Raw genomic sequence first — 12,849 nt, 5'->3', positions numbered from 1 at the left:
TTATTTTGTTTCTAAAGCAACTTTTCTTGCGAAACGTTTGTTTCCTCGACGTAATTCTACAATCGTCCATACTAATAATGCTAGCACACCAGCGATTAATACGTAGGCAATACTGTCAGCAATGTGAAGTTGTAGGGCTGTTGGGTGTTCACCGAAAAATGCTTCAATTTGAGCTGGCAAACCTTTCATGTTTAAGACAGTTAAGGCGATTACTGAGAACCAACCGAAAATTTTCACCCACATGGCATTTTTAAAGCGTTCTCCCATTTCTACACGACTGTCAGTCATAAGTAGTAATGGCAACATTGAAAATGGTAGGGCGAAAGCTAGGAATACTTGTGAGTTGTTCATCAATGTATTCAAGGCTTGATGTTCTTCAACAGCAGTTTTCCCACTTGTTAATAGAACACAGATTAATACTGGAACAACTGATAGTAAACGTGTGATCAAACGACGTAACCAGATTGGCATTCTTAAGTGAACGAAACCTTCCATGATTACTTGACCAGTTAAAGTACCTGTAATAGTTGAGTTTTGACCGGATGCCAATAGGGCAACGGCGAATAATGTAGCAAGTGCACCTGATTTGGCAACACTGATTAATAATGGGTTACTTAATGTTGATGTATCTTTAAGCGCATCGTATAGACCGAAGAATGATGGATCAGAAACGGCACCATTCTTGAATACTGCAACACCCATGATTAGTAATAGGGCATTTACGAAAAAGGCAGCTGTTAATTGGATATTTGAATCCCAAGCTGTAAATTTAACTGAACGTGCAACTTCATCTTCATCCTTGTGGTTAATCTCACGTGTTTGTGAGATAGCTGAATGTAAGTACAAGTTGTGAGGCATAACTGTAGCACCAATGATACCTAATGTACCAGCTAATGGTGTCATACCACCAACGGCATGTCCCTCAGAGAATGCTTCAGCTGATGGTACTAAACCTTTGATAATTGCTCCCCAGTTAGGATCTGAAAGAGCTACTTGATAACCGAAAACGAAAATAATAACGAGAATCAAAGCAACAACGATTGCTTCAATTTTTCTAAAACCAATTTTTGTTAAAAGTAATAATAGTAGAACATCGAATACGGTGATGAATACGGCTACTACTAATGGAATGTGGAACAGTAGGTACAACGCAATGGCTGCACCAATTACTTCGGCGATATCTGTCGCCATAATGGCTAACTCGGTTAGGATCCATAGAACAATCCCTAGTGACTTACTTGTTCTGGCACGAATTGCTTGCGCCAAATCCATTTGAGTCACAATCCCTAGTTTGGCTGCCATGTATTGTAGAAGCATGGCGACCAAACTAGAAATCAGGATTATCGACATTAACATGTATTGGAAATTTTGACCACCAGTGATAGATGTTGACCAGTTACCTGGATCCATGTATCCAACTGCGACCAGAGCACCGGGACCTGAGTATGCTAACAGCGTTCTCAAGAATCCCTTGCCCTTTGGTACCTTAACTGTACCGTTGATTTCTTCCAAGGAAGGTCCGTTAGCGTAGGTTAACAGCCCCTTAGATTTTTTATTATCTGACATAAATATAGTTCCCCTTTCACTTGTCCACTACATTCTAGTCCATCTATTAGAAGAGGTAAATAACAAATTTAGGGTAGACTAATTTATTAGTTATACCCAATAAACATTATGGAAACGCTTAATTTGTCGTCGGAGTAATGTTTATAGTGTTGTACATTTGAAAAAATTTAGCTTAAAATAAATAAATAAATAAATTCAAATACGCAATAACAATACAATTTGAAATTATTTGTCAAAAAATTAAATAGAATTGAGGGAGAAAGTGATGAAAGCCATAATTAGTATGGATTTATCAGACGTACCGATCGTGCCAGATGACGTAACAGTATTCACCGTCTTGAATAAAGCAAACAAGAAGTGGGCAGATAAGCACAAAGGAGTAGGAATTCACTTCACCAAGATACCTGCATACGTCAAAACTGGGGACAAAGTGGTAAATACCTTCGTGCAAAAAGTTTTACATATTAAGGATGTAGTTGAGTATGAGAATATGCTGCATTTCGTGTATTTCTCACATCTAGTTTCGCATTACATTTCCAATAAAAATTTTGATAAAATATTATTCCAAAATCAAGACCTCTGTGAGAAGGTATTACTTCAATTTAATAACAATGAGAAGTATATTGATAAAGTAGAAATACTTTAAAAAGTGAGGGTTAATTCATGGATCAAGACCAAATCTTTGCTACCGTATTCGAGTTACTTAGAAACGATGAATTAACCAACGAGGATTTATGTGTCTATTTAGATGCATCCCCTGCGGAAGTTCGAAGTTACATTCAAATTCTCAAACAATCAGGAATCAATATTGTCGAAGATTTCAACTTTGATGATAGCTATCGATTAGTCGCAGACGAAGTGATGGAGAAACGGTTCTTGAGGTTTGAGGATTTTTTAAACTTGCGAACAATGGATTATTCGAATCGAAAGTTATCGTCGAAAACCTCCTATGTTAGATTTGCTAACCTGTTAAACGATGCACAGGTGGAAATTCCCTATGATGATTTAGGATTAGAATACTTGCCGGAAAATCAGCGATTAGGTTATGAAATCGCAACTGCTTTTGTTGCTAAGATGAAGCATAAGATTATTCATCTCAACTATGTAGATGTTGCTGGGGCAAAAACTGTAAGAGATATCGAGCCGATGGAAATTTTTTATCGCGATGAATCATGGTACATTTGGGCATACTGTCATCTACGAAGTGCACTTCGTATTTTCAAAATCACCAAAGAAATTAGTATGGAAGAGACCGCGGAAACCTTTATACCACGTCCTTTCAACATAATTGAAGGGACAAATGATCCACGCAATTTTAATGAACGTTATTTTGTAACGCTCGAATTCGAGAAATCAGTTCGAAAACAAGTTCGTACCGATTTCAGACGAGATAAACTCGTTGAATTGCCAGATCGAATTCTAGTTTTGGAAAAAGATTTGTATAATCCAGACTACGCCAAAAAGTTTTTAAGCAAATATGGTAAAAAAGTTGCCGTAAGTTATCCGTAATACGAAAGGCCAATCACTATTAACGTGCAGTGATTGGTCTTTTTGAATTTCAAAATTTAGCTAATTGATTGTATTATTAAGCGCAGATGTAACTGAAATAAGATTTTTCTCAAAAATGGTGTTTTAATCAAGTTAGTGATGTATTTTACAAACATTCTTGACTAGTCCATCCTCAACATTAGTAGACCAGGGTTTTGTTTAAGAGAAGGGAGGGCGGAACATGTCTGACAATCAACCAATAACCAGAAGCTGGCAGAAAAATATTTATCCGTTTTTAACCGGACAGTTTGTCTCAGGCGTCACAAGCATGATTGTTCAATATGCCATCATTTGGTACCTAACCAAACGCACAGGTTCAGCAACCATTTTGAGCTTGGCAACTTTAGTAGGAATGCTGCCAATGGTGTTGTTGAGCCCATTAATTGGTCCCTTCGTCGACCGTCATAATAAAAAAGGATTATTAATAATACCCGATATTGTGTCAGCCTCAGTGGCGATTGTCCTTTCCATCGTTGCACTTATTAATACTAATATCCCAATTTGGATAATATTTATCGGACTGTTCATTCGTTCTGTTGCTCAGACCTTCCAGATGCCAACAATCCAGTCGATGATGCCGCCAATGGTACCAAAGAAGCAGTTGACTAGGGTGAATGGTCAACTAGGAGTGGTCCAAAATTCCAATTTGATTATCGCACCCGCTTTGGGCGCATTGTTATTTGCGATAGTTCCTCTACCTTTATTAGTATTACTGGATCCAATAGGTGCAATGTTTGCAACACCAATAAATCTCTGGATAAGAATTCCTGAACATCCAGTGTTTGACCAAAAGATACGATTAATGGATGACGTGAAATTTGGATTGAATAAGCTCCGTGGCAAAAAAGGTTTATGGATATTAACGCTGTTGGGAACAGCCTATACGCTGCTATTCATGCCGGCAACGACAATGTATCCATTGATGACACTCTCATATTTTCATGGAAGTGTTGGTGAAGCAGGTATCATTGAAGGAATCTTTTCTGGAGGGATGTTGATTGGTGGCGCGATAATTGGTGTCTTTGGAAAATGGAAAAACCGTGTGCTGCCAATACTTCTGTCAATGTCAGTCTTGGGTATTGCCTTTATTTTTAGTGGTAATTTATCGGGCGACATGAAAGGCCTTATTTGGTTTGGAATTCTGAATGGAATTGCTGGAATCGCCTCACCATTTTTCAGTACGCTTTTAATCGCCATGCTTCAACAAAGCTTCCCATCAGAAATGTTAGGCAGGGTTATGGGAATATTCAATTCATTGATGAATATATCCGGCCCAGTTGGATTGATTCTAGCAGGTCCTTTAGCTGATAAAATAGGTGTTAATAGTCTGTTTATTATTGCAGGCATTGGGACTTTGATTTGCGGATTACTATTAATAGCAATTCCAGTTGCACGCAAATATGATGTCAATTTACAGATTTCACTGGATGAAAAGTAGAATACTATTTTTAATGCATCTTCAATTTGTTATAGTGGCAATGAAAATACAAAAGAGAGGTAATCAATATTTTAACTAAGAAGATAATTACTCGATCATTACCTGAATACAAGCAAGCTAAGAAATTATATTTTGAAGCATTTCCAAAAGCAGAACGTGAGCCTTGGTTTTGGCTAATGTTACGTTCCAAAAAACAATATATCGAATTTATTGGATTCTTCAATAACGGCAAACTTGTTGGTACTGCCTACAATATGAGTAAAGGTGACTTGACGTATATCTTTTATTTGGCTGTTAACCCAGAACTTCGTGGTGGTGGATACGGAAGTAAAATTTTGAAAGACATTGTTCAAATGTATGCCGGACATCGTTTTTGCTTGAGCGCTGAAAAGCCTGATTCGAAAGCTGCCAATGCAGAGCAACGTGAACGTAGAATAGCGTTTTACAAACGAAACGGATTCAATGATTTTGGAAAAGTCGCAGTCGAAGATGGTGTAACATATACTATGCTGTCATATGGTGATGCTGATTTTGAGAAACAAGAATATATTGATCTACAAGCTTATTTCTCTGGAATATTTACTCCGTTTGCCAAGATTAAATTTATTGATGAAGAACAGAACTAACTAATTGCTGATAGGTGTCAGTAAAATAACTATTTTTTGAAAAAACTAGATGGATAGGGTGCTCAATTGAGAGCCCCTTGAGATCTAGTTTTTTTAGCTGGCCATTTTCAAGTTCAGTTTTAACCAATGATTCATAAATAAAACTAATACCAGGGCTTTGCTTCAAAAGTTGGATTATGACATTTGGACTGGCAATTTCGACGATGTGTTGAAAATCTGATATTTGGTGATTTTGTGTTCCTAGCCAATGTTCAAAAATTTCACGACTACCAGAGCCTGGTTCCCTTACGAAAATATTTTGTGAGAATAATTCTTCTATTATATACTTCGATATTCTCAAATGAGGATTAGCAACACAAATAAAATTCTCGTTTTGTATGAAGATAGAATCGAATTCATCTTTATTGAAATTACCTTCGATCAATCCAAAATCGACTTTGCCGTCACGAATGTCTTGTAAAATATGTTCAGTATTATTGATTTTAGTAGTCAATACCTTTGATTTCCCAGCCAAATGGTGGATGAATTTCGGTAGCAAAATTGAGCTCAGTGATAGAGTACAGCCCATTTTGAATGGATTAGAATTGTCTGTTTGCTGAAGGATATCAATTATTCGGCCACCCTCAATTTCAACTTGCTTACAATACGCAGCTAATTTTTTTCCCTCATTAGTCAGACTTATTTTGTGATTGGTAGAATCAACTAGTTTCAAATTTAGTTCATCTTCCAAAGAATAAATTTGTTGGGATACCGCTGGTTGAGTGATAAATAGTTTTCGGGCAGTCGCAGTGAACGAAAGTGTTTCAGATACGACTATCAAAGTTTGAAATCTTTTATCTAACATATATTCTCCTTATAAGTACAACTTATATCATTACAATAAATACTAATTTTTACTTATACTAATTTTACTTTACAATTTAAATTACGCAAAGGGGATGGATATATGTTTGTTAAATTTATGGAACGTGGATTTATTTATGCAATATTAATGACTCTGGTATGTTCAATATTAGGAACACTTTTAGGCGGATTGCCTTACCTGTCAATCATTGGGGCGTTAGTCATGTCATTAATTCTCGGGATGGCTTTCCAATTATATCGACCAGCAATTCAAAAAGCTGAAGTCGGAATCGGATTTATCTCCAATAAATTTTTACGATTAGGAATTATCCTATTGGGATTTAAATTGAACCTAATTGATTTGGCTCACGCCGGTGTTAAAACAATTCTTGTTGCAATGGTAGTTGTAACAGGTGTCATAATTCTGACGTACAATATCGCTCGAAAACTTGGTGTGAACAAACAGCTGGCTATCTTGACAGCTAGTGGGACTGGAATTTGTGGAGCTGCGGCCGTTATGGGGATTTCACCGCAAATTAAAGTTAGCAAGGATCAAGAACATAATAAGCGAAATGACGAAGTGCTAGCCGTTGCTATTGTGGCAATTTTAGGGACACTCTTTACTTTGATTGAAATATCGATTAAACCGTTGCTACATATGTCACCTTCACAATTTGGGGTTATGGCTGGTGGCTCACTACATGAAATTGCACATGCAATTGCTACCGGTGGAGCTGCAGGTCCAGTTAGTTTGGATGCAGCTATTATTACTAAGCTTTCTAGAGTGTTGATGCTTGCACCAGCAGCCTTGATTATTGGAATTTGGTATCACCATTCTGAGAAAAATTCAACTGATAATACTAAACAGAAATTACCTATTCCTTGGTTTATGGCTGGGTTCTTATTGGCCAGTGTTATCGGCACGTTCGTTCCTATGCCAGCCAATGTGTTGAGTTGGTTAGTTAAATTAGCTTATCTGGTTCTAGGTATGGCTATGGCTGCATTGGGAATGTCAGTCAACTTCAAAGCGTTCGTAAGTAGTGGGAGAAATGCCGTTATAGCAGCGTTATCATCTTCAGTTATATTATTAGCATTCATGATAATCGTAGCTAAATCATTCTTTTAATTAATTCATCGATATTTCTTCACAATTCTAGGCTAAACTTATATTTTACGAGTCGCAAATAAGTTGAGGTATGGTGTTTTGAAGAGGTTTTCGATTCAACAAATTCAGCATAAGTGGATCTTGGCAATTTCAGTTGTAATTTTTTTCAGTACGTATCTAATTGATCTGATGAGTCCACGTGAAAAGCCAGTCAGCCTGTTTATTATTGGATGTGTATTGGCAACGCTTGTCGCCGCAGTGTGGGCAATCGTTAATTATATTAGTCACCTACAGGTTAATCCACTATATAAGACTGACAATGAAGTAAGCAATCGACAACCAATTTTCCAATCCGAGCAACATCAATATTTATGTTTCTGGGGTGGAATTGGAATTTTAGTTGGTGTTATTATTTTTATCTTTTGCCTGCATCCAAGTTTCAGATTACCGATAGTTGTTGATATAGGTGCAACTTTAACAGCCTATGGAGCTGGATTTTATTTAACATTTTTCATGTATCTGTTATTAGATTGGTTACTTGGACAAAAATAAAAAGCGTTGAGACGAGGATCTCAGCGCTTTTTTTGTTAAGAAATGTGAAGAGTTGGGGTAATAGTTGTCTGGGGACAGGATGCTCACCAGGGGGATGGCTAAAGGTTGCCCCAGCTAGAATTAAACCGTGTAGTCCTCGTCGATAATGAGAACTGGTTTGATAACTTTACCACTGGCAGAGTCAGCATTTGCTTGATTTATTTCATCAAATTTATAAAATTTCTCTAGTTTATCAAACGGGAATTTGCCATCTTTCCAGAATTCGATTAATTGTGGAATTGATTTTTGTGGAACTGCATCTCCCATTAGGACACCGATAACTGATTTTTCGTAGGCTGTTAAGTCAGCAAAGGGATGTTCAATCTTGAATTCATGTCTTGTAACAGCTAGTGGAGCAACTTTACCACCAGATGTTAATGAATCGAAAGCTTGTTGCATGACAGGAGAAATACCAGTAGTGTCAATTGCATAATCGGCACCACCGCCTGTAATCTCACGGATTCTTGCGACTGCATCTTCTTCTTTACTATTGATAGTGTAGTCTGCACCGATTTCTTTAGCAGTCTCCAAACGTGAAGGAACAACATCAACACAAATTAATTTGGAACAACCGCTGATTTTACCAGCCATGAGGGCACCTAAACCAACAGCACCAGTTCCGAAGATTACTAGTGAACTACCAACTTCAGGTTTCAATCCATTGAAGACGGTTCCTGATCCGGTAACAAATCCACAGCCGAGAGGTCCAACTTTTCTGAGGTCAATATCGTCATCAATTACAGTAATATTTCTATCATCAACAATTGTTTCTGTTGAGAAAGCTGATTGGTTGAAGAAATTGTGTACAGGTGTTCCGTCTAATTTTGAAAATGGAGTACCACCATCACCGTTAACACCTTCCATGTTTAAAGCATTCCAGTTAAGACATGCTGCTGGACGACCATTTAGACAGTTTTTACAGTAGCCATCATAATCGTAACAAAGGATAACGTGATCGCCTGGTTTACAAGAACGAACAGCTGTACCAATTTCCTCAATAATACCTGAACCTTCATGACCAACGACACCAGGGAATGGATAATCCCCACCTTGACCATTTCTAACAGCTTCATCGGTATGGCAGATACCACTTGCGACGATATGGATTTTAACCTCATGAGGCGCTAATTCTGGGGCTAAGTTAAGTGTTTCTAGTTTGAATTCACCATTTAGTTCTTCAAGAACTGCTGCTTTAATTTGATTTGACATGGCTCTTTCATCTCCATTTTTTATTTTGGTAACGCTTACATTCTCAATATAATGTCCATATACCAATTAGTCAAATGTGAATCACAACGTAGGCAACTCTGCAATCGGTTGCCTGACACCATTTATATTGGATTAACATTGTGATTGTGAAATTAACGCCAAACAAATTATAAAATGTATATCATCTATAACTAGCCCGTCTTAAATGAAATTTGTTGAAAATGATTAGTTTAAATATATGTCATGTATTATGAATTTCTAAACAGCAAACAAATTTCACAAAACATAAAAAAATATTTTTTTATTTTAAAATACCAACAAACAATGGGTTTATTGAAGAAATCATTTTCCCAAAGTCTTTTGATGGATTGTGCTCTTGAAATACAGTATTATCATATTGATATAGTAATTAAGGGAGAAATTATAAATGGCATATCCACAATTAGATTTAGATAATCAAACTGGAACAAAAGTCACTATGAAGACTAATCACGGTGACATTAAGATTCAATTATTTGACGAAATTGTTCCTAAAACCGTTAAGAACTTCGTTGAACTCGCAGAAAAAGGTTATTACAACGGAGTTATTTTCCATCGTGTAATTCCTGATTTTATGATCCAAGGTGGCGACCCAACTGGTACTGGTGCAGGTGGTGAAAGTATTTACGGCGGTCAATTTGAAGATGAGTTCAGCGATGAACTTTTCAATCTTGACGGTGCGTTATCAATGGCTAACGCTGGTCCTAACACAAATGGCAGTCAATTCTTTATTGTTTCAAACGAGAATATGCCTAAGCGTATGTTAAAAGATATGGCTCGTTCAAACTATCCTGAAGAAATCATTGCTTGTTATAAAAAGGGTGGTACACCTTGGTTGGATCACAGACATACCGTTTTTGGTCAAGTTTTTGAAGGATTGGACGTTGTTCAAGAGATCAGCCGTGTTAAACGTGATGGAGCTGACAAGCCTAAAGACGATGTTGTAATAAACGAAATTGAAATCAGCAAATAAAAAATGATGCCGAAAGGCATCATTTTTGTTTTCTCAAAATATTTTCCATCTTTTTACCTTTAGCAACTTCATCAACTAATTTATCAAGGTAACGGATTTTCTGCATCAATGGATCTTCAATGTTTTCAACTCTTACTCCACAAATAACTCCAGTAATTAGCGACGCACTGGGATTTATTTCAGGTGCTTGGTCGAAAAATTCGGTCAATGTCACGTTCTTATCAATTTGTTTCTGAAGCGATGCTTCATCATACCCAGTTAACCAATAAATGACTTTATCCAGATCATCGACATTTTGGTTTTTTCGATCGACTTTCTGAACGTACAGTGGATAAATTTTACTGAAGGGCATTTTATAGAGTCTTTCGCCTGCCATGATTAATCTCCAATCATCATTTTTATCTATTATACCAATTAAATGTAAGCGTTTGTGTTACGATAAAATTAATTAGCAAGAGGGTGATTTTATGGCGTTACCAAATCCTAATTCGATTTATCCAAACCAGAATTTGCGGGAGATGGTTTTTGTAAAAAATGTGATCACGCGTCCTAATATCGAGGTAGGTGATTATACCTATTATGATGATATTAATAATCCTGAAAATTTTGAGAAGCATGTTACACATCACTATGAATTTCTCGGTGACAAGCTGCTTATTGGAAAATTCTGTTCAATTGCATCTGGAATTGAATTTATAATGAACGGAGCTAATCACGTGATGAAGGGTATCACAACCTATCCGTTTAATATTTTCGGTGGCGATTGGGCTGACAAAGTTCCAGAACTGGAAGACCTCCCACTTAAGGGTGATACAGTCGTTGGAAATGATGTTTGGTTCGGCCAAAATGTCACCGTCATGCCAGGTGTTCACATTCATGATGGTGCTATAATCGCCGCAAATAGTACGGTTACAAAAGATGTTGAACCTTATGCAGTAGTCGGTGGTAATCCTGCTAGATTTATTAAGTATCGTTTTACAGCTGAAGAAATAATGCTTTTGGAAAAATTAGCATGGTGGAATAAAGACATCGATTGGGTGTCAGACCACATTACAGAATTAACCACAAAAAAGATTAGTGTTACTAATCTTCAAAAATGGATTAATGAATAATTCTTGCAATAAATTATTTTGAGTTTTATGATGTTTTTTATGTATCCGTAACTTACAAATGAAAAGAGTGATTTTAGTGGGTGTTTTGTTAGCGCTTATTCCAGCGTTTGGTTGGGGTATTCAACCCCTCATTGCCAGCAAGGTAGGGGGTAGTCCTTCAAACCAAATATTTGGTACAGGTTTAGGTTCAGCAATTATTGGTTTAATTATTTATTCAATGTACGGAAGTGTTTCGGGAATTAATTTCTGGATCAGTTTTGGTGCCGGATTCCTTTGGTCTTTAGGCCAAGTTGGTCAGTACATTTCTTACACACAAATAGGTGTGACACGGACCATGCCTATTACCACAGGTCTACAGGTGGTAGGTACTTCACTAATTGGGGTTATCATTTTCGGCGAATGGACTGGTGTGACAGCTAAATTAATCGGCTTGCTAGCAATTATTTTGGTAGTAATCGGTGTAACATTTACTGCTGTTCAGGAAAAACAACAAGGCGCATCAGCTAAGGGTTCAATGACAAGAGCCTTGGCTGTCTTGGTTCCAACTACTATTGGTTATTGGGCATACGGGGCACTTCCTAAAGCAGTCGATGCTTCGGGAATCCACTTGTTCTTCCCAGAAATGTTGGGAATTTTCGTTGGAGCCATCATCTTCAACTTGGTTACAACGAAAGGTAAGAGTTTCGTACAAAAAGAAAGCTGGATGAATGGTCTTATCGGAATAGACTTTGGTATTTCGTCACTAGCATACTTATTTGCAGCTCAAGCAGCCGGAGTAGCAACTGCCTTTGTTATCACTCAATTGAATGTTGTTGTGGCAACACTCGGCGGGTTGTACATCTTGCATGAAGTTAAAACTCCAAAAGAGTTAACTTATACCTTGTCAGGATTAGCACTTATCGTTGTCGGTAGTGTTATGACTGCATTTATATAATTAAAGAGCGAAAAAAGCATGGTCTTAAATACGGAACACAAGACGACCATAAGCGGAGTGGGTGTGTAACACCCCGCAGCTCTGGGCACCTTGTGTGCAGTATTCAATGCCTCTTTTCGCGTTTCTGATAAGAAAATCAAACTTGGAAATTATCCAAGTTTATTTTTTTATAATTTCAGTGACTCACGGTCATTGACTTATAGTCACTTTAGAATTAATATACTTGTCGAAAGGAATGATCCTATTGAATAAACGACAAGAACAAGCCAAAGCTACAGAGGAAAAAATCAAGCAAACAACAATGAATTTGCTTGAGACACATAGTTTTGCTGATTTATCAGTTGAGGACATCACGAATGCTAGTGGTGTTGCCAAAGGTACTTTTTATCGATATTTCAAGAAGAAGGAAGATATTATTCTGACTCTTGGATCACAATCTTTCGTTGAGCTAGAAAGTTCGAGCTTAAATCTCAACAAGAGTGATATTTCGCAACGAATGCGATATTATTTTATTCACTTTATGGAACTTGTTGAGAAACAAGGAATTGAGTTAGCTCGTCAATGGGTTAGTTACGTAGTTGTCCCCAAATATTTGAATCATAAATTTACCAAATGGGATACGGACACCGCAGCTATTCGAAAAATTTTACAAGACGGTATTGACCATCGTGAGTTGAAAGAAGACACCCCTGTTGAGACTTTAGCCAATATTCTTGGTACCGAATTATATGGAATGGTTTCTGTCTGGTGCATGACTGGTGCAGATTTCACTCCAACTGATTGGACCGTAAGATTTTGTGATGTTCAACTACCGCAATTGATTGAGCCTTATCTAACTGAACAAAAATGATTTGAGGAGGAAATT

Annotated in this window: 14 protein-coding genes; 10 read left to right on the top strand and 4 right to left on the bottom strand. The window is 37.2% G+C overall.

From position 1 onward, the window contains the following. Positions 1-1,566: an Nramp family divalent metal transporter gene (locus tag ABM34_RS07385; RefSeq protein ID WP_048704656.1), complete on the bottom strand. Its 1,566-nt coding sequence runs from the start codon at positions 1,564-1,566 to the stop codon at positions 1-3. Between the two features lie 265 nt (positions 1,567-1,831). Between ABM34_RS07385 and ABM34_RS07380 the strand changes: the two genes are divergently transcribed. The 4 genes from ABM34_RS07380 to ABM34_RS07365 all read left to right on the top strand — a co-directional run bounded on the left by ABM34_RS07380 (position 1,832) and on the right by ABM34_RS07365 (position 5,178). Further along, positions 1,832-2,212 carry a hypothetical protein gene (locus ABM34_RS07380; protein ID WP_048704655.1) on the top strand — a complete coding sequence of 127 codons (381 nt, stop codon included), beginning with the start codon at positions 1,832-1,834 and terminating at the stop codon, positions 2,210-2,212. Between the two features lie 17 nt (positions 2,213-2,229). Beyond that, the gene (locus tag ABM34_RS07375) at positions 2,230-3,075 is read left to right on the top strand and encodes a helix-turn-helix transcriptional regulator (RefSeq protein WP_048704653.1); all 846 of its coding nucleotides are present in this window, start codon (positions 2,230-2,232) and stop codon (positions 3,073-3,075) included. A 220-nt stretch (positions 3,076-3,295) separates the two neighbouring features. Beyond that, positions 3,296-4,552: an MFS transporter gene (locus tag ABM34_RS07370; RefSeq protein ID WP_048704651.1), complete on the top strand. Its 1,257-nt coding sequence runs from the start codon at positions 3,296-3,298 to the stop codon at positions 4,550-4,552. Between the two features lie 62 nt (positions 4,553-4,614). Next, the gene (locus tag ABM34_RS07365) at positions 4,615-5,178 is read left to right on the top strand and encodes a GNAT family N-acetyltransferase (RefSeq protein WP_083988279.1); all 564 of its coding nucleotides are present in this window, start codon (positions 4,615-4,617) and stop codon (positions 5,176-5,178) included. Here the strand turns inward: ABM34_RS07365 and ABM34_RS07360 are convergent. Further along, the gene (locus ABM34_RS07360) at positions 5,156-6,022 is read right to left on the bottom strand and encodes a LysR family transcriptional regulator (RefSeq protein ID WP_048704648.1); all 867 of its coding nucleotides are present in this window, start codon (positions 6,020-6,022) and stop codon (positions 5,156-5,158) included. The genes ABM34_RS07365 and ABM34_RS07360 overlap by 23 nt on opposite strands. Positions 6,023-6,124: 102 nt before the next feature. Between ABM34_RS07360 and ABM34_RS07355 the strand changes: the two genes are divergently transcribed. Continuing rightward, on the top strand, positions 6,125-7,147 hold the full coding sequence (locus tag ABM34_RS07355; protein ID WP_048704646.1) for a YeiH family protein: 1,023 nt from the start codon (positions 6,125-6,127) through the stop codon (positions 7,145-7,147). Between the two features lie 78 nt (positions 7,148-7,225). Then, complete coding sequence (locus ABM34_RS07350) at positions 7,226-7,678, top strand: hypothetical protein (protein ID WP_048704644.1); 453 nt, start codon at positions 7,226-7,228, stop codon at positions 7,676-7,678. 120 nt (positions 7,679-7,798) lie between these two features. On the opposite strand, the gene ABM34_RS07345 is transcribed toward ABM34_RS07350, so the two are convergent. After that, on the bottom strand, positions 7,799-8,926 hold the full coding sequence (locus tag ABM34_RS07345; protein ID WP_048704643.1) for an NAD(P)-dependent alcohol dehydrogenase: 1,128 nt from the start codon (positions 8,924-8,926) through the stop codon (positions 7,799-7,801). A gap of 427 nt (positions 8,927-9,353) precedes the next feature. Here ABM34_RS07345 and ABM34_RS07340 point away from each other — a divergent pair, with 427 nt between their 5' ends. After that, a complete protein-coding gene (locus ABM34_RS07340; RefSeq protein ID WP_048704642.1) occupies positions 9,354-9,938 on the top strand; it encodes a peptidylprolyl isomerase in 585 nt (194 codons plus the stop codon). 19 nt (positions 9,939-9,957) lie between these two features. Here the strand turns inward: ABM34_RS07340 and ABM34_RS07335 are convergent, their stop codons facing one another. Beyond that, the gene (locus ABM34_RS07335; protein ID WP_048704641.1) at positions 9,958-10,314 is read right to left on the bottom strand and encodes a DUF2200 domain-containing protein; all 357 of its coding nucleotides are present in this window, start codon (positions 10,312-10,314) and stop codon (positions 9,958-9,960) included. A 91-nt stretch (positions 10,315-10,405) separates the two neighbouring features. Here ABM34_RS07335 and ABM34_RS07330 point away from each other — a divergent pair, with 91 nt between their 5' ends. The 3 genes from ABM34_RS07330 (at position 10,406) to ABM34_RS07320 (ending at position 12,834) form a co-directional block, all read left to right on the top strand. Further along, positions 10,406-11,050: a Vat family streptogramin A O-acetyltransferase gene (locus ABM34_RS07330; protein WP_048704639.1), complete on the top strand. Its 645-nt coding sequence runs from the start codon at positions 10,406-10,408 to the stop codon at positions 11,048-11,050. 76 nt (positions 11,051-11,126) lie between these two features. Then, positions 11,127-11,984, top strand: a complete 858-nt coding sequence (locus ABM34_RS07325) for a GRP family sugar transporter (protein ID WP_048704638.1) — start codon at positions 11,127-11,129, stop codon at positions 11,982-11,984. Between the two features lie 244 nt (positions 11,985-12,228). Continuing rightward, positions 12,229-12,834: a TetR/AcrR family transcriptional regulator gene (locus tag ABM34_RS07320; protein ID WP_048704637.1), complete on the top strand. Its 606-nt coding sequence runs from the start codon at positions 12,229-12,231 to the stop codon at positions 12,832-12,834. The last annotated feature ends 15 nt before the right edge of the window (positions 12,835-12,849 follow it).

Source organism: Companilactobacillus ginsenosidimutans (assembly GCF_001050475.1).
GTDB lineage: Bacteria > Bacillota > Bacilli > Lactobacillales > Lactobacillaceae > Companilactobacillus > Companilactobacillus ginsenosidimutans.
Note: the sequence above shows the minus strand (reverse complement) of the source record. Positions and strands in the feature narration are given on the sequence as shown.